The sequence below is a fragment of the Fluviicoccus keumensis genome, assembly GCF_004217445.1.
Lineage (GTDB): Bacteria > Pseudomonadota > Gammaproteobacteria > Pseudomonadales > Moraxellaceae > Fluviicoccus > Fluviicoccus keumensis.
In genome coordinates this window covers 109,128-129,471 of sequence record NZ_SHKX01000011.1, presented here as the reverse complement: position 1 = coordinate 129,471, position 20,344 = coordinate 109,128, and the positions used below count along the sequence as shown (strand labels likewise).

The window sequence follows — 20,344 nt, the reverse complement described above, 5'->3', positions numbered from 1 at the left end:
ACTATAATGCATTTTCGCCACGTCAGAAATGAAACAGCCTCCCGCAGGAGGCTGTTTCATTAACTGTTGACCGGATCAACCGCCCAACAGAGTCCGCGACACGATATTCACCAGCACCAGCGCCGGTTGCGGGTAGACCCCCAGCAGCAGCACCAGACCGGCAATCAGCAGCACCATGACGCCGCCTGCCTGCTGGCCCCAGTTCAACGGCGCATCGTGCTTCTTCAAGCCCGCTGTCGCCATATACAGAGTCACCATAACGCGCAGGTAGTAATACAGGCCGATCGCACTGCCAAGGACAACCGCCCCCATCAGCCACCACAACTCCGCCTTGACGCCGGTCATGATCACGAAGAACTTGCCGATAAAACCGGCTGTCAGCGGAATACCCGCCAGAGAGAGCAGCATGATTGTCATAACAGCCGTCAGGATCGGACGACGCCAGAACAGACCGCGATAGTTGAACAAGGCATCCGCATCGTCATGACGCAACGGGCTGGACATCAGGGTAATGACACCGAAAGCGCCCAGCGTGGTGATCACATACGTCAGCAAATAAATCTGAACCGTCTGGATCGCCAGAATGCCACCGGAAACAACCGCCGCCAGCAGATAGCCCATATGCGCAATCGAGGAATAACCCAGAATGCGCTTGATGTTGTTCTGGTTCAGCGCCAGCACGTTACCGATGATGATTGACAGGACAGCCAGGACAGCCATGACATCGCGCAACGCCATCGAATAGGCAGACGGCGTTTCAATCAACCAGCGCAGCAGCACGGCAAAGACCGCGACCTTGCCCACCGAGGCCAGAAATGCGCCCACAGGCGCGGGAGCCCCCTCATACACATCAGGAGTCCACAGATGGAACGGAGCGATTGACAGTTTGAAGGCCACGCCAATCAGAATCATGCCGACTCCGATCACCGACAACGGACTGTTGACGATTTCAATGGTGGTCGCTTGGGCCAAACCCTGGAACTCCAGATTGCCGGTCAGGGCATACAGCAGCGCCATGCCGAACAGCATGAACGCGGAGGCCGTTGCGGAGAGCACCATGTATTTGATGCCGGCTTCCAGTGAGCGCTTGCGCTGGTAGGTATACGCCACCATGCCGTATACCGGTACCGACATCAATTCCAGACCGATAAAGAACGAAGCCATGTGCCGACTGCATACCAGCACCATCGCCCCTACGGCGGCAATGGTCAACAACAGGTAGATTTCTTCCTTGTTGCTGGCATAGCCCTCCATGTAGGCATGGGTCAGGGTGCAGCAGGCCAGTGTTCCGGCCAGAATCATCGCCATGTAAAAGTAGGCATAGGCATCAACCACCAACAGCGGTGTCACCATCTGCGGGGCAAGCGGCTGGCTCAGCGCCAGCCAGATGGCCGAAGCCAGCGAAATGTTCAGGCCGACCACCGTCAGCGTGGCGTTCCACCAGTGATTGCGGCCGAACGCAACCGCCAGCATCACCACAACCGCCGTCAGGCTGGCCAGGATAATAGGCAGCAGGGGTAACAGGTTTGCAATTGTCAGATTCATGGTGACCTCAGCGCAGTTCTGGCGTCATGACGGACGACACGGGAGCAGCGGCGGAAGCCGGCTGATAAAGCTGTTCAATACTGCTCATCGACGCTTGCGATGTATTCAGCACCGGTTGCGGATAAAGCCCCAGGAACAACAGGACGCCCATCAGGCTTACCATGATGGCGATTTCACGACGGCTCAGATCCGGAATTTCGCCTTCATGCTTGGACTCTCCGAACAACGCGCGATGGATCAGGATCAGCGAATACAGGCCGGCCAGCACCAGACTGGATGTCGCCAGGATGGTGATCAGCGGAGAAACCTTGTATGCGCCAAGCAGAATCAGGAATTCACCAACGAAGTTACCGGTTCCCGGCATGCCAAGCAGGGCTGCGCAAAAGAACATCATAATGGCGGGCAGATACTTGAACTTCCCCCACAATCCGCCCATTTCGCGCAGGTCGCGAGTATGTACGCGCTCATACAATTCGCCGCACAGGATGAACAGGCCGGCAGCAGAGAAGCCGTGAGCCAGCATCTGCATCACCAGTCCCTGCATGGTGAGCAGGTTGCCGGAATAAATGCCGATCAACACAAACCCCATGTGGGAAACACTGGTGTAAGCGATCAGCCGCTTGACGTCATTCTGACCAAAAGCCAGGAAAGCGCCGTAGAACACGCCAAAGATACCCAACCACATGGCGATCGGGGCAAATTCCTGCGAGGCATTCGGGAAGAACGGCAGCGCAAAACGGAGCATCCCGTAGGCCGCCGTCTTCAGCAGGATACCGGCCAAGTCGACGCTACCGGCTGTCGGAGCCTGAGCATGGGCGTCAGGCAGCCAGGAATGGAAAGGCACCACGGGCAACTTCACCGCAAAGGCGACGAAGAAACACAACATCAGCGCCATTTCAACATTCGGGGACATATGCGTGCCCAACAGATGCTGGTAATCGAAGCTCAGCACGTGGGTTTGCGAATAATTCAGGAACACCAAGGCCAGAATGCCGATCAGCATGATCAGACCGGCGGCCTGGGTGAAAATGAAGAACTTAGTTGCGGCATAGATACGGCTCTTGCCGTCGGTGCCTGAATGCCCCCAAAGGGCAATCAGGAAGTAAACCGGCACCAGCATCATTTCCCAGAAGAAGAAGAACAGGAACATGTCGATCGCCAGGAAAACCCCGATCACACCACCCAGACTCCACAACAGGTTCAGGTGGAAGAAGCCGACATGACGCTGGATTTCACTCCAGGAACAGGCCACTGCCATGAAGCCCAGCAGGCCGGTCAACATGATCATAAGCAACGACAGGCCATCCAGCGCCAGATGGATGCTGATGCCCAGCGCCGGAATCCAGGGGGCCTGATACTCCAGCTGCCATTGCGTGGTCTGCGCACCAATGGCGGGCAGGGTGTAATTCCCCATGGCCCAGATTTGCAACGACAACAGGAAGACCAGCAGCATGCTGATCAGGGCAACCCAGCGCGGCAGGCCAAGGCCAAGACGCTCGCCCTGCCAACACAGCAAGCCGCCAACAAACGGAATCAGGATAAGGGCGGGAAGAATCAGATCAGTCATCATCGGGCTTATCCTTTAAAGTTGCTGCTGAGGTAGATCAGGGCCGCGAGGACCATGACCGCGCCCAGAACCATGCTGGCGGCATACCAGCGCAGGCGGCCGCTTTCGGTCACGCTGACGCCGTCATGAGACCAGCGGGCAAAACGGGGAATCAGGCCAATCCCCTGATCAATGATGTCATTGCGATTGATGCGGACAAGGAACAGGTAAGGCTTGACGAACAGCTTGTCGTAGACCCAGTCGAATCCCCACCCGGACATCCACAGCCGCGACAGCAAACGACCCAGCGGTGATTGGGCGACGGCGGTCGCCAGTTTGCGTTCACCGAGGAACAGGAAAGCCGCAATCCCGATACCAACCAGGGCAACGGTGCCGGACAGCATTTCAACGTAATGCTTGGCCTCTTCGTTCGGCGTGATGTTCAACGCCGGCAGCACGCCGTCCAGCGGCGGATGAATCATGGCGCCAACGGCGGTCGACAATACCAGCAGTACGCCCAGCGGCAGCCAGTAACTCACGCCTTTCAGTGCATGTGCATGGGTGTTTTCCTTGCCGTGGAAGACGATGAAGATCAGACGGAAAGTGTAGATCGAGGTAAAGAACGCTCCAACCAAGCCAGCCCAGAACAGTTCAAAGTGCTGGGTGCCGAACTCATCCCACAGGATTTCATCTTTACTGTAGAAGCCTACCGTCAGGAACGGTAACGCCGCTAATGCGCCGCCGCCCACGAGGAAGCAGGCATAAACAAACGGAATCTTTTTCCACAAGCCGCCCATCTTGAAAATGTTCTGTTCATGATGGCAGGCAATGATCACAGCACCGGAAGAAAGGAACAACAGCGCCTTGAAGAACGCATGCGTCATCAAGTGGAAAACGGCGGCGCTCCAGGCTCCGGCGCCCAGCGCCAGGAACATGTAACCAATCTGGCTCATGGTGGAGTACGCGAGGATACGCTTGATATCGGTCTGAACCATGGCGGAAAAGCCGGCCAGAACCAAGGTGACGGCGCCGATGGCTCCCACCAGTTGCAACACTTCCGGCGCCATCATGAACAGCACGTGCGTGCGGGCAATCAGGTAGACACCGGCGGTCACCATGGTAGCCGCGTGAATCAGCGCCGAAACCGGCGTCGGGCCCGCCATGGCGTCCGCCAACCAGGTTTGCAACGGCAACTGTGCGGACTTACCCACGGCTCCGCCCAGCAGCATCAAGGTTGCCAACGTCACCGCCATATCGCCGGTCTTCCAGACTTCAGGAGCGCGCACCAGGATTTCCTGAATGTCGAGCGTGCCGAGCTGGTGATAAATGATGAACAAACCGATGGCCATCAGCACATCGCCCACGCGCGTCACGGTAAACGCCTTGATGGCGGCCGCTCCGTTAGCGCGATCGTGGTAGTAGAAGCCGATCAGCAAATAGCTGCACAGGCCGACACCTTCCCAACCGAGATAAAGCAGCAGCAGGTTGTCGCCCAGCACCAGCAGCAGCATACTGGCCACAAACAGGTTCATGTAGGAGAAAAAACGCTCGTAGCCTTTCTCACCGCGCATATACCAGGAGGCAAACAGATGAATCAGGAAGCCAACGCCGGTGACAACGCCAAGCATGGTCAGTGACAGCCCGTCCAGATGCAACCCGAAGGCGGGTGCGAAGTCACCGACCTGCATCCAGGTCCACAACACCTGACGATAGGCCCCCTGCCCCTCTATGCTCAGGAAGTCGATGCCTACATACAATGCTGTCAAGGCAGCCAGGCCCATCGACCCGACACCGATGACGGCGGCCAGGTTTTCAGTCAGGCGGCTGCGAATGGTCGACAGCAGCAGGAACCCCACCAAAGGGAAGACAAAGGTCAAATAGAGAAGGTTCATCCGCGCATCTCGCTTGCCGCATCAATATCCAGGGAATGATGGCGACGATAAAATTGCAACAGGATTGCCAGGCCGATACTGGCTTCGGCAGCGGCAAGGCTCAGGATCAGAATGAACATGATCTGGCCGTCAGGCTGCCCCCAGCGGCTTCCAGCCACGACAAAAGCCAACGCCGCGGCATTCATCATGACTTCCAGGCAAAGCAGCATGAACAGGATATTGCGTCTGACCATCACGCCGACCAATCCGAGCACGAACAGGATCGCGGCGACACCCAGACCATGTTCCAGGGGAATACCGTTCATTTCGTTCCGCCCTCCACCTTGTGGTTTTCTGCATTAAGGCGCTCGGCAATCCGCAAGGCCTGACGATCTTCAGCCGCGTCATGCTTGCCCAGATGCCACGCAGCGACCAATGCCGCCAGCAACAACATGGATGCCAGTTCCACGGTCAGCAGGTAGGGCCCGAACAGGGCTATGCCGACCTGCTTGCCATCGACCAGCGTATGACCCAGATTCGCACCGGATGGCGCCGACAGGAGATAAACCATTTCCGCCAGCAAGGCGGTTGCGAAGATTGCCGGGCCAACCCAGACTCGCAGCTGCAGCCACTTGAGCTCCTGCGCATCAACCTGAGTGCCGAGATTCAGCATCATCACCACGAACACGAATAGCACCATGATGGCGCCTGCATAGACAATGATTTCCAGCGCTCCGGCAAAAGGTGCGCCCAGCGTGAAGAAGATCACGGATACCGCCAACAGCGAAATGATCAGGTTCAGCAACGCATGTACCGGATTGGCGTTGGTAATCACCCGGAGGGTCGCCAGAATGGCTACCGCCGCAGCAACGTAAAATGCGATTTCCATAAACGGGCGGCCTCAGGGTAGCAGTGACTTGATGTCGACCGGTTGCGATTCGTTCTGGGCCGCGCCTTTGGGCTTGCCCGCGATCGCCATGCCGGAGACACGGTAGAAGTTGTAGTCCGGATACTTGCCGGGACCCGAAATGAGCAGGTGCTCCTTTTCGTACACCAGGTTCTGGCGGTTGTACTCGGCCATTTCAAAATCCGGCGTCAGCTGGATGGCTGTGGTCGGGCAAGCTTCTTCGCACATGCCGCAGAAGATGCAGCGCGAGAAGTTGATCCGGAAAAACTCCGGATACCAGCGACCGTCCTCGGTTTCCGCCTTTTGCAGGGAGATGCAGCCCACCGGGCACGCCACCGCGCACAGGTTGCAAGCAACGCAGCGCTCCTGCCCGTCCGGATCCCGCGTCAGCACGATGCGGCCGCGATAACGCGGCGGCAGGTAGACCGGCTCTTCCGGGTATTGCAGGGTGTCGCGCTTGCGGAAGCCATGGCTGAACACCATGACCATGCTGCGCACCTGGCTCCAGATTCCGTCAATCACGTTTTTCATCTTCAAATTCTCTCCGTTAACCGGGCTTGACGGGGCTGAACAACAGGACCATGGCGCCGGTGACGAGCAGGTTGAGCAACGTCAACGGCAGCGCCACCAGCCAACCGGCGGTCATCACCTGGTCATAGCGCGGACGCATCAGCGAACCGCGAACCAGCACGAACATCATGATGAAGAAGGCGGTCTTGCCGGCAAACCAGAAGAAGGACGGAATGAAGTCCAGATACGGCAGAGGCTGCCAGCCGCCGAAATACAAGGTCACGATCAGCGCGGAAATCACCACCACCGCGACGTATTCGCCGACGAAGAACATGCCCCACTTCATGCCGGAATATTCGATGTGGTAACCGTCCGCCAGCTCCTGTTCGGCTTCGGGCTGGTCAAAAGGATGACGGTGGGTCACCGCGATGCCGGCAATCACGAAAATGATGAAGCCGAGAAACTGGGGAATCACATACCAGCAGTCCTTCTGGGCCTCGACAATGTCGCGCATGTTGAAGGAGCCGGCCTGTACCACCACGCCCATCAGGGCCAAACCCATGAAGACTTCATAACTGATGGTCTGGGCCGTGGCGCGCACACCGCCGAGCAGCGAGTATTTGTTGTTCGACGACCAGGCGGCGAACATCACGGCATAGACGGACAAACCGGCCATCGCCATGAAGAACAGGATGCCGATATTGAGATCCGCCACACCCCAGGTCGGGGTAATCGGCACGATCACCATGCTGAGCAGCATGCCGGACATGGCGATGGCGGGCGCCAGGAAGAAGATCAGCTTGTCGGCGAACGCCGGTGTCCAGTCTTCCTTGAAGAACATCTTCAGCATGTCGGCGGCAATCTGGAACATGCCGTTGGGACCGACACGGTTCGGACCGTAACGGTCCTGCCACCACGCCAGCAGACGGCGCTCGATGAAGCTGAGCAGCGCGGCGGTGATGACGGTCGCCAACAGGATGATGACTGACTTGATCACCGACAGGATGATGTCCAGCGTTTCCTGCGTGATGTATTGCAGAATGAAACTGTTCAGTTGTTCCATGATCAAGCCCCCTCCCCGCTGACTTGCAGCCATTCACCACCGTGCAACACCGGCAGACCGGGGACGCCGGCAATGATGCCGACCGTCCCGGAGGGCTGTTCGGGATCAATGCGGGCAGGCATCTTCACCAGCTTCATGTTGACGCTGACCACGGCCGTCTGGCCATCGCTCAGGCGCAAACGGGCGGCGTCATCCGCCGACACGGTAATGCAGGCTTCCGGCAGACGGCTGGCCATGACATCCGCGCGGGCGGTCAGTTCATCACTGCCGAAGATGTGATGCAGCACATGCACATTCAGGCCATCAGCACGGGGGACAAAAGCCGCCGGGATGGTCTTGAAGTAGCCGCCGGCGCGGCGCGGCGCGCTGTCCAGCAGGCGTACGCCGGGATCGCCGGCACGCAGGTGGCCGCCGACTTCATCCTGGAACTTGTTCCAGGCTTGCGGCGAGTTCCAGCCCGGCGCCCAGGCAAAGGAGGTCAACGCGGCGTCATTCTTCGGACCGACATAGCCTTCCATCGAGAAGGCCAGCGCGCTGTCGCCGTCTTGCGGTTGGCGCGGCTCGTGCACGCTCAGCTTGGCGCGCATCGCGGTACGGCCGCTGTAACGGCGCGGTTCGCGGGCCGGACGCACGCCGCTGATGCGGAAGGACGCGTTCGGTGCCGCCTGAACCATGCCGGCCAGAACCGGGATGGCGTCGGCACAGGAGGACACGACGTCGTCCAGATGCGTCCAGTCGATGTCGCGGTAATCCAGACCGGAATGAATGGCATGCAGCCAGCGCCAACCTTCCTTGATCTGATGCTCCGGCTTGTAATAGCTGGAATCGTAGACCTGGAAGTAACGCTGGGCGCGACCTTCATTATTGACCACGGTGCCGTCGCCTTCGGCGAAGCTGGCGGCGGACATCAGGATATGCGCCTTGGCGGTGGTGGCGGTCTGCTGGTGATCCAGCACGATCACCTTGGCGGCCTTGGCCAGCGCGGCATCCACCAGCGCGGCGGGAGCACGGCGATAGAGATCGTTTTCAGCGATCACCGCGATTTCGGCCTGACCTGACTTCAGGGACTCCAGCGCCTCTTCGACGCTGAGGCCGCCGATCAGGCTGACACCGAGGCTGTTCACTTCCGGCACGGTCAGGGTGATTGCGGCTTGCTTGCCCTTGAGTTGCAGCGCCTGCACGATATTCGCGGCGGCCTGGATCAGGGTCTGGGAGCCGGCCGAGGTTCCGGCGACTACCAGCGGCTTGTCGGCGACCAACAGCGCATCAGCTACCTGACGGGCAAAAGCCTGCGCTTCGGCATCCAGACCTTCGACTGCCGGGGCATTGCTGTCGATGCAATGGGCAATGGCGAAACCGATCCGCGCCTGATCGTCAACGGTGGACATGCAGACGCCAGTGGCGACATCATCGAGGCGGGTGCCGCTGAAGCTGGTGATGAACAGCGGCGACAGCTCGTGCTGGGCGATATTCTTGACCGCCAGATCCTGCCAGACGGCGGTCTTGCGGTCAGCGGCCAGCTTGACGGCCTTGTTCTTCACCGACTGGCGCAGCGCCAGCGCGATGCGCGGCGCGGTCTGGGTAACATCCTCGCCCAGCACCAGCACGCCGTCCTTGCTTTCGATATCGCGCAGCGTCGGCGTTTCCATGCCTTCGGTTTGCAGCACTTGCAGGGCCAGGTTGATGCAGGCCTGCTCGGCGGCGGCGATACCGGTCGAGAAGTTGGCTTCACCGACCAGCGAACGCAAGGCGAAGTTGGTTTCGAGACTGGCGCGTGGCGAACCGATGCCGATCAGTTTCTTGCCGCGTAACGTAGCGATAGCGGAATCCAGCGCTTCATCGATCGACACCACGGCGAGTTCCGCGCCTTCGCGCATCATCGGCTGGCGGGGACGGTCGGCGCGGTTGACGTAGCCGTAGCCGAAACGGCCGCGGTCACACAGGAAGTAATGATTCACCGAACCGTTGAAACGGTTCTCGACACGGCGCAGCTCGCCATAACGCTCACCCGGACTGATGTTGCAGCCGACGGAGCACTGCTGGCAGATGCTGGGGGCGAACTGCATGTCCCACTTGCGGTTGTAGCGGGCGGAGTGCGTCTTGTCGGTGAAGACGCCAGTCGGGCAGACTTCGGTCAGGTTGCCGGAAAACTCGCTTTCCAGGGTGCCGTCCGTCGGGCGGCCGAAATAGACATTGTCGTGCGCGCCGTAGACGCCCAGATCCTCGCCGCCCGCGTAGTCCTTGTAGTAACGGACACAACGGTAGCAGGCGATGCAGCGGTTCATTTCATGGCTGATGAACGGGCCGAGATCCTGGTTCTGGTGGGTGCGCTTGGTGAAGCGGTACGTGCGGCGGTCATGGCCGGTCATCACCGTCATGTCCTGCAGGTGGCAGTGACCGCCCTCTTCGCAGACCGGACAGTCGTGCGGGTGGTTGGTCATCAGCAGCTCGACGATGGTGGCGCGGAAAGCCTTGGCTTCCTCGTCATCGATCGAGATGTAGGTATTGTCGGTGGACGGCGACATGCAGGACATGACGATGCGTCCGCGCTTGTCTTCCGGATTGGCGTACTGCTTGACCGCGCACTGGCGGCAGGCGCCCACGCTGCCAAGCGCGGGGTGCCAGCAAAAATAGGGGATGTCGAGCCCGAGCGACAGGCAGGCCTGCAACAGGTTGTCTGCGCCGTTGACTTCGTGGGGCTTGCCATCTACATATATGGTGGCCATTCGTCTGGATACCTGTGTTTAGGCGGTCGCTTTCGCGATGCCTTGTTCAAACTCGGGACGGAAATATTTCAGGGCGCTCATCAGCGGTTCCATGGCGCCGGGTGCATGGGCGCAGAAGGTCTTGCCGATCCAGAGATCGCGGGTCAGCTTGCTCAGCTGCTCGATATCCTCGGCGGTGCCTTCACCGCGCTCCAGCGCGCGCAGGATCTTGACGCCCCAGGGCAGTCCGTCGCGGCAAGGCGTGCACCAGCCGCAAGATTCGCGGGCGAAGAACTCTTCCAGGTTGCGCAGCACGGAAATCATGTTCTGCTTATGGTCGACCACCATGATCAGGCCCGTGCCCATGCGGCTGCCGGCCTTGGAAATGGTGTCATAGTCCATCGCCAGATCCAGATGCTCGGGCAGCAGGAAATCGGTGGACGCACCGCCGGGCAGCCAGCATTTCAGGTCCAGCCCGTCCTGCATGCCGCCGGCATGAACCTCCAGCAATTCACGGGCAGTGGTCCCGATCGGCAGCTCCCAGACGCCGGTGCGCTTGGCGCGGCCGGACACTCCATAAAGCTTGGTGCCCGCATCAGGACTCTTGCCTTCGGACAGCCCCTTGAACCAGTTGGCGCCGCGCATGACGATGGCGGGCACATTGCACAGGGTTTCAACGTTGTTGACGATGGTCGGCTTGCCCCAGGCGCCGGCAATCTGCGGGAACGGCGGCTTGGCGCGCGGGTTGGCGCGACGGCCTTCCAGCGAGTTGATCAGGGCCGTTTCCTCGCCGCAGATGTAGCGACCGGCGCCGGTATGGACATACAGATCCATGTTCCAACCGGAACCGAGGATGTTCTCCCCCAGATATCCGGCGGCCTTGGCCTGTTTGATCGCGTCGTTCAGGCGCTCGGCGGCGAGGATGTATTCGCCGCGCAGGAAGATGTAGGCGCGGGTCGCCTGGATGGCGTAACCGGCCACGATCATGGCTTCGACCAGCTGGTGCGGCAGCTTTTCCATCAGCAGGCGGTCCTTGAAGGTGCCCGGCTCCATCTCATCGGCGTTGCAGACCAGATACTTGGGTCCGGCGTCCGGCCCCATCGGAATCAGGCTCCACTTCACGCCGGCAGGGAAGCCCGCGCCGCCGCGACCGCGCAGATTGGCGTCCTTGACGAGCAACTGCACGTCCTGCGGACTCATTTCCTTCAGCGCCTTGCGCACGGCAGCATAGCCTTCCAGCGCTTCGTAGCCCTTCAGGTCGAGATTGGCGTTACCATGTTGCAGCCGCCAGGTGAGCGGCCGGGTGTCTGCAGATACCACGGTCATGGATACTGCTCCAGTAAGGAAGGAATCTGTTCGATGCTGACCGGGCCGTGCGTGTCGTCATTGATCATCAGCGTCGGGCCCTTGTCGCAATTGCCCAGACAGCAGATCGGCAACAGCGTGTAGCGGTTGTCGGCGGTGGTCTGGCCGTATTCGATGTTCAGGTGCTTCTTGATGACGGCAATCAGGTCTTCGTAACCGGTCAGGAAGCAGCCGATGCTGTCGCAAACGAAGATGACGTTGCGGCCGACCGGCTTGCGGAAGATCTTGTTGTAGAAGGTGGCGACACCGTCGACATCGGCAGCGGGGATGCCCAGCACCTGCCCGATGGCGACGATGGCGCCGTCGGAAACCCAGCCGTGATGCTTCTGGATCAGCTTCAGGGCGTCAATCGAGGCGGCGCGCGGGTCTTCGTAGTGCGCCATGTGGTGCTCGATTTCCGTCCGCTCTTCCACCGTCAGTTCATAAGGCTCAATCTTTGGCCGTTTGTCAGTACAAATAATCATCGAGTCAGCCTCAATCAGCGGTCTACGTCCGCCATCACAAAGTCAATACTGGCAAGGTGCGCAATCAGGTCGGGAATCATGCTGCCGTTCACTACCGCCGGAATCTGCTGCAAGTGCGCGAAGCTGGGCGTACGGATACGCGTGCGGTAGCTCATCGTGCTCTTGTCGCTGGTCAGGTAGTAGCTGTTGATGCCCTTGGTGGCCTCGATCAGCTGGCAGGACTCCCCGGCCGGCATCACCGGACCCCACGACACGCTCAGAAAGTGCGTAATCAGGGTTTCGATGTGCTGCAGGGTGCGTTCCTTGGGCGGCGGACAGGTCAGCGGATGGTCGGCCTTGTAGTCCCCGGCAGGCATGTTTTCCAGGCACTGCTTGATGATACGGACGCTCTGGCGCATTTCTTCAATACGAACCAGGCAGCGGTCATAGGCATCGCCGTTATGGGCCAGCGGCACTTCAAAGTCGAAGTTCTCGTAGCCGGAATAAGGGCGTTTCTTGCGCAGATCGAAATCGACGCCGGTGGCGCGCAGGCCTGGACCGGTGACGCCCCACTCCAGCGCCTGCTTCGAATTGTACTGGGCGACATCAACGGTACGCGCCTTGACGATGCCGTTGGAAACCGCCGCCTTGACATATTCGTCCAGACGCTTCGGCAGCCATTCGACGAAGTTGCGCACCAGGCGGTCCCAGCCTTTCGGCAGGTCGTGCGCCACACCGCCGATACGGAACCAGGCCGGATGCATGCGGAAGCCGGTGATGGCCTCGATGACGTCGTAGGCCTTCTGGCGGTCGGTAAACATGAAGAAGATGGGCGTCATGCCGCCCACGTCCTGAATGTAGGTGCCGAGGAACAGCAGGTGGCTGGTGATGCGGAAGAATTCCGCCATCATCACGCGAATGGTCTGCACGCGCGCCGGCACGGTGATGCCGGCCAGTTTTTCGACGGCCAGCACGTACGGCAGGTTGTTCATCACCCCACCCAGATAGTCGATCCGGTCGGTGTAGGGAATGTAGCTGTGCCAGGTCTGGCGCTCGCCCATTTTCTCGGCGCCGCGATGGTGGTAGCCGATATCGGGCACGCAATCGACGATTTCTTCCCCGTCCAGTTGCAGCACGATACGGAACGCACCGTGGGCCGACGGGTGGTTCGGACCGAGGTTGAGGAACATGAAGTCCTCATCGGCGGTGCCCTTCTTCATCCCCCACTCTTCCGGACGGAACAGCAGCGCTTCCTGCTCGGCATCCTGCTTGGCGGCGTCGAGCATGAAGGGGTCGAATTCGGTGGCGCGCGCCGGGTAGTCCTTGCGCAGCGGATGGCCGGTCCAGTTGCGGGGCAACAGGATGCGGTACAGGTGCGGGTGGCCGTCAAAGGTAATGCCGAAGAGATCCCAGACTTCGCGCTCGTACCAGTTGGCGTTCGGCCAGATATGGATCACCGTCGGCACATGCAGGTCGTCGGCGGACAGGGCCACCTTGATGCGTACATCGCTGTTGCGGTCAATCGACAGCAGGTGGTAGAACACCGTGAAGTCGGAAGGCGGCAGGCCCTGGCGGTTGACGCGCAGACGCTCATCAACGGCGCTCAGGTCGAGCAGCATCACATAGGGACGCGGAGCCTGACGCAGGAACGCCAGCACTTCCACCAGTTTTGCACGCGGAACCCACAGCGTCGGCACATCGTCCAGCGTGGACTGGAACACGAAAGTGTCCTGGCCGAATCGCTCATACAGCTCGCGCACCACGTCGTACTTCGCGCCGGGCGCCGAAGTTACCGGAACATCGTCAGCCATCTGATTTCGTCATCACAAGATTAATGAATAGGGGTGTCAGCCGCGTCAGACTTCGTCAGGGCTACGCAAATTGGTGACCGCAATCCGTTCGGCCTGGCGCACATCACGCTGGGCGGGCAGGTTGGGCTTGTACACGCCCTGATCCCCCACCACCCACGACAGCGGCCGACGCTCCTTGCCGATCTGTTCCTGCAACAGCATCAGCGCCTGCAGGAAAGCCTCGGGGCGCGGCGGGCAACCGGGAATGTAGACATCCACGGGGATGAACTTATCGACGCCCTGCACCACGGAATAGATGTCGTACATGCCGCCGGAATTGGCGCACGAACCCATCGAGATCACCCACTTCGGCTCCAGCAACTGCTCGTACAGGCGCTGGACCACGGGCGCCATCTTCACGAAACAGGTGCCCGCCACCACCATCAGGTCGGCCTGACGCGGTGACGCGCGGATGACTTCCGCCCCGAAACGGGCCAGGTCGTGCGGCGCGGTGAAGGCGGTCGCCATTTCCACGTAGCAGCAGGACAGACCGAAGTTGTACGGCCACAGCGAGTTCTTGCGGCCCCAGTTGACCGCGCCGTGCACCATTTCCTCGAGCTTGCCGAGATAAATGTTCTTGTGAACCTGCTCTTCCAGCGGGTCGCGCACGATTTCGCGCTTCTGCATCGGGTAACGGCCGCCGGGGCTGTCCGGGTCGACTCGGGTCAGGGTGTAGTCCATCGTAATAAACCTCAGGTTTCGGACTTGGCGGCATTCCGGAGCGCACGCTTGCGGCGTTGCGCCGGAGACCAGTCAAGGGCTCCGATTTTCCAGACATAGACCAAGCCGGCCAAAAGAACGGAAATGAAAATCAGCACTTCAATGAAGCCCGCCCAGCCGGTCTCGCGAACCGAAACGGACCAGGCGTAAAGAAACAGGGCTTCAACGTCGAAAATCACGAAGAACATGGCCACGAGGTAGAACTTGGCCGAAAAACGCATGCGGGCGGTACCGGACGAAACGACGCCGGATTCAAACGGCTCGTTCTTGGCGCGACCCCAGTCGCGACCGCCCAGCAGGCGGGGAATGAAGAGCATGAAGGCGCAGATAAAAATCACACCGAAAACGAAAATCCCGAAGGACCAGTTGTGCGCTACATCAGCGGGAGACATGCCGAAGACTCTCCAGACAATTCATTTCAGGGAAGGCGTGACACAGGGACTGCGCCAGTGCCCCCGATGGCAGGGGCGGCTTACATAAAGTTACAGGCAATTATATATCAGCCGTCCGTCTCTCTGCCAGACACGGCGACTGCCGATTTTGCTGATGCACGCCATTTGGGCAGCCCGCCCCATCCTGAAGCACAGGTCGGGAACAGCCAGCCCCTATTCGCCCAGATAGGCGGCGCGCACCCTCGCATCGGCCGCGAGTTCAGCGGCGGGTCCTTCCAGCGTAATCCGGCCGCTTTCCATGACATAAGCGCGTTGCGCCAGCTTCAACGCAGCGCGCGCATTCTGTTCCACCAGCAGCACGGCAACGCCATCGGCGGTGACTTCGGCGATGGTGGCGAAAATCTTTTCCACCATCAGCGGGGCCAATCCCATCGAAGGCTCATCAAGCAACAACAACTTCGGCTTGCTGAGCAGTGCGCGGACAATCGCCAGCATCTGCTGTTCACCGCCGGAGAGGGTTCCCGCCAACTGATCGCGGCGTTCGTGCAGGCGCGGAAAGCGCTCGAAGGCCTTTTCCAGTTCACCCGGCTGCAACTTGCGAGCGTAGGCTCCCATCTGCAGGTTTTCCGCCACGGTCAGGCGCGAGAACACGCCCCGCCCTTCCGGCACCAGCGACAGCCCCAACCGGACACGATCGTGGGCCTGCACCGCCAACATATCCTTGCCTTGATAATGAATGCTGCCGCCTGAGGGCTTGAGCAGACCGCCCAGACAATGGAGGGTGGTGGTCTTCCCTGCGCCGTTGGCACCAATCAGGCAGACCAGCTCGCCGGGATGCACTTCCAGATCAATCCCCTTGACCGCCTGGATGCCGCCATATGCCACCTGCAGGCCGGAAATCTTCAGCAGAGTCATTCCCCACCCCCCAGATAGGCTTCAATAACCTTCGGATTGGCCTGGATCTCGGACGGCGTGCCTTCGGCAATCACCTGCCCGAAATCAAGCACAGCCACGCGATCACACAAACCCATCACCAGTTTCACGTCATGCTCGATCAGCAGCACATTGGTGCGGTCGGTGCGGATACGCTGGATCAGCTTGGCCAGATCGGCGGTTTCGGTGGGATTCATCCCGGCGGCCGGCTCATCCAGTGTCAGCAATGCCGGTTCCGCAGCCAAGGCCCGCGCGATTTCCAGACGGCGCTGGTCGCCATATGACAGCGTGCGGGCGATGCGGTCGCCCTTGCCCGCCATGCCGACGTATTCCAGCAATTGCTCGGAGCGCTCACGGATGGACTGTTCTTCGGCGCGCACCCCGGCGGTCCGGAATATCGCGCCCAGCACGCCGGCTTTCGACTTGCTGTGGCGGGCGACCATGATGTTTTCCAGCGCCGTCATTTCATTGAACAGACGGATGTTCTGAAAGGTACGCGCAATGCCTCGCTGCAGGATTTCATGCGGTTTCAGCGTCAGCGGCAGCGCCTTGCCGCGAAACATGCGCAAGCCGCTGTCGGCTTCGTAGAGGCCGGTGATGACGTTGAACAGCGTCGTCTTGCCCGCGCCGTTGGGGCCGATCAGGCCGTAGATGCAATTCTCGGGAATGCGCAGGCTGACGTTCTTCAACGCGTGAATGCCGCCAAAGCGCTTTTCAATGCCTTCCAGCACCAGCAGATCAGCCATGATGCAGCTCCTCCTTGCGGCGCGGCGACGGCCACAAGCCTTCCGGACGGAACAGCATCACCAGGATCAGCGCCAGACCGAACAGCAGCATGCGCAGGTTTTCCGGGTCAATCACCATGCGTCCGAACAGGCTGCGCTGCAAGGGATTGATCACTTCACGCAGCACTTCCGGCGCCAGCGTCAACAGGATCGCGCCAAGAATGACGCCGCCGATGTGGCCCATGCCGCCCAGCACCACCATGCACAGCACCATCACCGACTCCATCAGGCTGAAGCTTTCCGGACTGACAAAGCCCTGGAAGCTGGCGAACAGTCCGCCCGCGACGCCGCCGAAACTGGCTCCCATCGCAAAGGCCAACAGTTTGATATTGCGGGTGTTGATCCCCATCGCCTTGGCCGCCAATTCATCCTCGCGGATAGCCATCCAGGCGCGGCCGATGCGGGAGTTTTCCAGCCGCACGCAGATGAAGATGGTCAGCAGTGTCAGCGCCAGGAACAAGTAATAGTAGGCATAAGCCGAGCCGCCCTGGATGCCGCCGACGGACAGCCCCTGGTTCAGGTTATGCCCGGCCAGGCTGACGCCATCGATCAGGTTGATACCCTGCGGACCGTTGGTGATATTGACCGGACGATCCAGATTGTTCATGAACAGACGGACGATTTCCCCGAAACCCAGCGTGACAATCGCCAGATAATCGCCACGCAGTCGCAAGGTCGGTGCGCCCAGCAACACCCCGGCGACGCAGGCCAGCGTGGCTCCCAAGGGTAGGATGGTCCATGCCGACAGGTGGATATCCATGTGCGGTGAAGCCAGGATGGCCATCACATACGCGCCGACCGCATAGAAGGCGATATAGCCCAGATCGAGCAGACCGGCGTAACCGACCACAATATTCAGACCCAGCGCCAGCATGGCGTAGAGCAGGCAGAAATCGAGGATCCGCACCCAGGACTGCCCCATCAGGCCGACCGCGAAGGGGGCGACGGCCAGGCCGACCGCCAGCAAGGCGTAAGCTATCCAGACCTTTTTCATCACGGGCGCTCCGACACTTTCTCGCCCATCAATCCGGACGGGCGGAACACCAGCACGGTGATCAGCACCAGGAAGGCGAAAATATCCTGATACTGGCTGCCCAGCACATCATGGGTTAGTTGACCGATATATCCGGCCCCAAGGCTTTCGATCACTCCCAGCAGCAAGCCGCCGATCATCGCGCCGGGAATATTGCCGATACCGCCGAGCACCGCCGCCGAGAAGGCCTTCAGCCCCAGCAGGAAGCCCATATAGGAATGGGCCTGCCCGTAATTCGCCGCCACCATGATGCCCGCCACCGAACCGAGGCAGGAGCCGATGACAAAGGTCATGCCGATCACCTGATTAACGTTGACGCCCATCAGCGAAGCCACTTGCGGACTCTGGGCGGTGGCGCGCATGGCGCGTCCCAGCTTGGTTTTCTGCACCAGCACCAGCAGACCGCCCATCATCAACGCCGCCAGCACGATGATGCTGATCTGCAACGGCGTAATCGACGCGCCGAGGAATTGCAGCGGTTGGTTGGCGAAGATGGGGGGGAACGGCACGTATTGCCGGCCCCAGATGATCATCGCCAGGTTCTGCAGCACGATCGAGACGCCGATGGCGGTAATCAGCGGCGCGAGGCGCGGCGCCTTGCGCAGCGGCCGGTAGGCGATGCGCTCGATGCTGTAGCCGAGGAAGGCGCAGACCGGCACCGCCATCAGCACGCTGGCGCCGATCAGCAGCAACGGCGAAATGTCGCTGCCGTTGCCGATCAGCAGGTTAAGGCAGGTGATGCAGACCATCGCCCCGATCATCACCACTTCGCCGTGGGCAAAGTTGATGAGGCCGAGGATGCCGTAGACCATGGTGTAGCCCAGCGCGATCAGGGCGTAGATACTGCCCAGAATCAGGCCGTTGATTAACTGTTGGACGAAAATATCCACGCGGGGAAAACTCCGGGCAAGCGCAAGCCGGGGCCGGGCGCACGGCCCGGCCAGCGGTTTCAGCCTTGTTTGGCGTAAGTGGTAATGGCGGCGGCGGCCGTTTCGTCAAAGATGTCGGCCATCTTGGCCAGAATTGTCGGCGGCAGTTCTTCCACCAGATACCGGCCGTTCTCGAAAATGGAGGCATTCACCGAAAAATGCGGATCACCGGCCTCGTTGTCGAGGTCGCAGAAGCGCTTGACGGTCTTCTTGTTGTCGAAGGAGTAGTTGTCCTGGTCGGTGACGGTGTATTCCACCCACACCTGCCCGGCATTATGGATGATCTGCACGCTCAGCAGGTCGCGGCGCAGCAGCAGGCCGTAGCGTTCCTTGAGATTGGGCAGCACTTCCAGACTGGTCGACCTGAAGCCGTCGAAGAGTTGTTTCATGGTTATTATCCTCAGTCATGCGGAAAAAATCGGGACGCGCGGCGGCGTCCCGGAGACAGGCGGTTTACTGGCCGCCGATGGTCTTAAGGACTTTCCATTCGCCCTTGGCCACCTGATAGACGGTGATCGCGCCACCAGTCAGGTCGCCGTTGCCGTCAAAACGGATCTTGGCGGTGACGCCGTCAAAATCGGTCTTGGCCATTTCCGGCAGGTATTTGGCGGGTTCCACCGAATTGGCGCGCTTCATGGCGTCGGCCATGACCATCATCGCGTCGTAGCAGTACGGCGCATACAGCTGGATGACACCGTATTTGCTTTCAAACTTCTGCTTGAACTCGGGACCGTGCGGCATGGACTCCAAGGGCACGCCTGGCAGCGAGGCGGTCACCCCTTCCGCCGCCGCCCCGGCCAGCTTCATGAATTCGGCGGTATGAATGCCGTCACCGCCGAGGAACTTCGCCTTCAGGCCCAGCGTCTGCATCTGCTTGGCCATGGGCGCGCCCTGCCCGTCCATGCCGCCATAGAACACCAGATCCGGCGCCGCGCCTTTGATCTTGGTCAGGATGGCGGTGAAGTCGGAGGCCTTGTCGTTGGTGTACTCGCGCACCGCAATCGTGCCGCCGGCGGCCTTGGCGGCCTTTTCGAACTCGTCAGCCAACCCCTGCCCATAGGCGGTGCGGTCGTCGATGATGGCGATTTTCTTCGCCGCCATGTCCTTCACCGCGAATTCGCCCAAGACGCGGCCTTGCTGCACGTCATTGGCCATGACGCGGAAGGCGCCCTTGTAGCCCTGCTGGGTGTACTTGGGGTTGGTGGCGGAGGGGGAAATCTGGACTAGGCCGGCGTCGTTGTAGATGCGCGAGGTGGGAATGGTGGTGCCGGAGTTGAGGTGACCGATGACGCCGTTGACCTTGTCGTCAACAAACTTCTGGGCGACGGTGGTGGCAATGCGCGGGTCGGCCTGGTCGTCTTCGGACTCCAGCTCGAACTTGACCTTTTGACCGCCGATGGTGAGACCCTGGGTATTCAGTTCGTCGATGGCGAGGCGGACGCCGTTTTCATTATCCTTGCCGAGGTGGGCCTGAGGGCCGGTCAGCGGCGCGGCATGGCCGATGCGGACGATCATTTCACCGCTGCCGGCAACCGGGGCGGCTCCGTCGGCCTTGGCAGCCTCTTCGGGCTTTTTGCTGCAGGCGCTGAGGGCGATGGCCGCAGCCAGCACACCCAGGGTCAGGGTCTTTTTCATGGCGGAATCCTCTCCGGATAAAATTATGGGGCGATTCTAGCAAGGTTCCTGCCAAGTTGCGCAATTTCCCGAACAGGATAAACTTGCCTGCTTGCGGGGCGTGGAATCCGCT

18 protein-coding genes and 1 pseudogene are annotated in these 20,344 nt (G+C 60.3%); all 19 read right to left on the bottom strand.

What is annotated here, in order from left to right:
• Nucleotides 1–75: 75 nt before the first annotated feature.
• The gene (gene nuoN, locus EV700_RS05980) at nt 76–1,545 is read right to left on the bottom strand and encodes an NADH-quinone oxidoreductase subunit NuoN (protein ID WP_130411773.1); all 1,470 of its coding nucleotides are present in this window, start codon (nt 1,543–1,545) and stop codon (nt 76–78) included.
• A gap of 7 nt (nt 1,546–1,552) precedes the next feature.
• Nucleotides 1,553–3,115 carry an NADH-quinone oxidoreductase subunit M gene (nuoM, locus tag EV700_RS05975; protein WP_423201209.1) on the bottom strand — a complete coding sequence of 521 codons (1,563 nt, stop codon included), beginning with the start codon at nt 3,113–3,115 and terminating at the stop codon, nt 1,553–1,555.
• Between the two features lie 5 nt (nt 3,116–3,120).
• Nucleotides 3,121–4,983, bottom strand: coding sequence for an NADH-quinone oxidoreductase subunit L (gene nuoL, locus EV700_RS05970; RefSeq protein ID WP_130411771.1), 1,863 nt, complete (start codon nt 4,981–4,983; stop codon nt 3,121–3,123).
• On the bottom strand, nt 4,980–5,288 hold the full coding sequence (gene nuoK / locus EV700_RS05965) for an NADH-quinone oxidoreductase subunit NuoK (protein ID WP_130411769.1): 309 nt from the start codon (nt 5,286–5,288) through the stop codon (nt 4,980–4,982). Before nuoK ends, nuoL begins: the two co-directional genes overlap by 4 nt.
• Complete coding sequence (nuoJ, locus tag EV700_RS05960; RefSeq protein WP_130411767.1) at nt 5,285–5,851, bottom strand: NADH-quinone oxidoreductase subunit J; 567 nt, start codon at nt 5,849–5,851, stop codon at nt 5,285–5,287. The genes nuoK and nuoJ overlap by 4 nt, the downstream gene beginning before the upstream one ends.
• Nucleotides 5,852–5,863: 12 nt before the next feature.
• On the bottom strand, nt 5,864–6,400 hold the full coding sequence (gene nuoI, locus EV700_RS05955; protein WP_130411765.1) for an NADH-quinone oxidoreductase subunit NuoI: 537 nt from the start codon (nt 6,398–6,400) through the stop codon (nt 5,864–5,866).
• Nucleotides 6,401–6,416: 16 nt separating this feature from the next.
• Nucleotides 6,417–7,442: an NADH-quinone oxidoreductase subunit NuoH gene (gene nuoH / locus EV700_RS05950; protein WP_242610195.1), complete on the bottom strand. Its 1,026-nt coding sequence runs from the start codon at nt 7,440–7,442 to the stop codon at nt 6,417–6,419.
• 2 nt (nt 7,443–7,444) lie between these two features.
• Complete coding sequence (gene nuoG / locus EV700_RS05945; protein WP_130411763.1) at nt 7,445–10,168, bottom strand: NADH-quinone oxidoreductase subunit NuoG; 2,724 nt, start codon at nt 10,166–10,168, stop codon at nt 7,445–7,447.
• Between the two features lie 18 nt (nt 10,169–10,186).
• On the bottom strand, nt 10,187–11,473 hold the full coding sequence (gene nuoF / locus EV700_RS05940) for an NADH-quinone oxidoreductase subunit NuoF (protein ID WP_130411761.1): 1,287 nt from the start codon (nt 11,471–11,473) through the stop codon (nt 10,187–10,189).
• Nucleotides 11,470–11,976, bottom strand: a complete 507-nt coding sequence (gene nuoE, locus EV700_RS05935) for an NADH-quinone oxidoreductase subunit NuoE (RefSeq protein WP_130411759.1) — start codon at nt 11,974–11,976, stop codon at nt 11,470–11,472. Before nuoE ends, nuoF begins: the two co-directional genes overlap by 4 nt.
• A 14-nt stretch (nt 11,977–11,990) precedes the next feature.
• Nucleotides 11,991–13,766 (bottom strand): NADH-quinone oxidoreductase subunit C/D, encoded by a 1,776-nt coding sequence (gene nuoC, locus EV700_RS05930; protein ID WP_130411757.1) that lies wholly within the window; start codon nt 13,764–13,766, stop codon nt 11,991–11,993.
• A gap of 45 nt (nt 13,767–13,811) precedes the next feature.
• A complete protein-coding gene (locus EV700_RS05925; RefSeq protein WP_130411755.1) occupies nt 13,812–14,486 on the bottom strand; it encodes a NuoB/complex I 20 kDa subunit family protein in 675 nt (224 codons plus the stop codon).
• 41 nt (nt 14,487–14,527) lie between these two features.
• Nucleotides 14,528–14,917: pseudogene (locus EV700_RS05920) on the bottom strand (NADH-quinone oxidoreductase subunit A); the annotation flags it as partial.
• A gap of 213 nt (nt 14,918–15,130) precedes the next feature.
• Nucleotides 15,131–15,832: an ABC transporter ATP-binding protein gene (locus tag EV700_RS05915; protein ID WP_130411751.1), complete on the bottom strand. Its 702-nt coding sequence runs from the start codon at nt 15,830–15,832 to the stop codon at nt 15,131–15,133.
• Nucleotides 15,829–16,596 (bottom strand): ABC transporter ATP-binding protein, encoded by a 768-nt coding sequence (locus EV700_RS05910; protein ID WP_130411749.1) that lies wholly within the window; start codon nt 16,594–16,596, stop codon nt 15,829–15,831. The genes EV700_RS05915 and EV700_RS05910 overlap by 4 nt, the downstream gene beginning before the upstream one ends.
• Entirely contained in the window at nt 16,589–17,629 is a 1,041-nt protein-coding gene (locus EV700_RS05905) for an ABC transporter permease subunit (protein WP_130411747.1), read from the bottom strand. The genes EV700_RS05910 and EV700_RS05905 overlap by 8 nt, the downstream gene beginning before the upstream one ends.
• Nucleotides 17,629–18,558: a branched-chain amino acid ABC transporter permease gene (locus tag EV700_RS05900; RefSeq protein ID WP_130411745.1), complete on the bottom strand. Its 930-nt coding sequence runs from the start codon at nt 18,556–18,558 to the stop codon at nt 17,629–17,631. The genes EV700_RS05905 and EV700_RS05900 overlap by 1 nt, the downstream gene beginning before the upstream one ends.
• A 59-nt stretch (nt 18,559–18,617) precedes the next feature.
• Nucleotides 18,618–18,986 (bottom strand): hypothetical protein, encoded by a 369-nt coding sequence (locus EV700_RS05895; RefSeq protein WP_130411743.1) that lies wholly within the window; start codon nt 18,984–18,986, stop codon nt 18,618–18,620.
• 64 nt (nt 18,987–19,050) lie between these two features.
• Nucleotides 19,051–20,232: a branched-chain amino acid ABC transporter substrate-binding protein gene (locus tag EV700_RS05890; protein ID WP_130411741.1), complete on the bottom strand. Its 1,182-nt coding sequence runs from the start codon at nt 20,230–20,232 to the stop codon at nt 19,051–19,053.
• Nucleotides 20,233–20,344 lie beyond the last annotated feature (112 nt).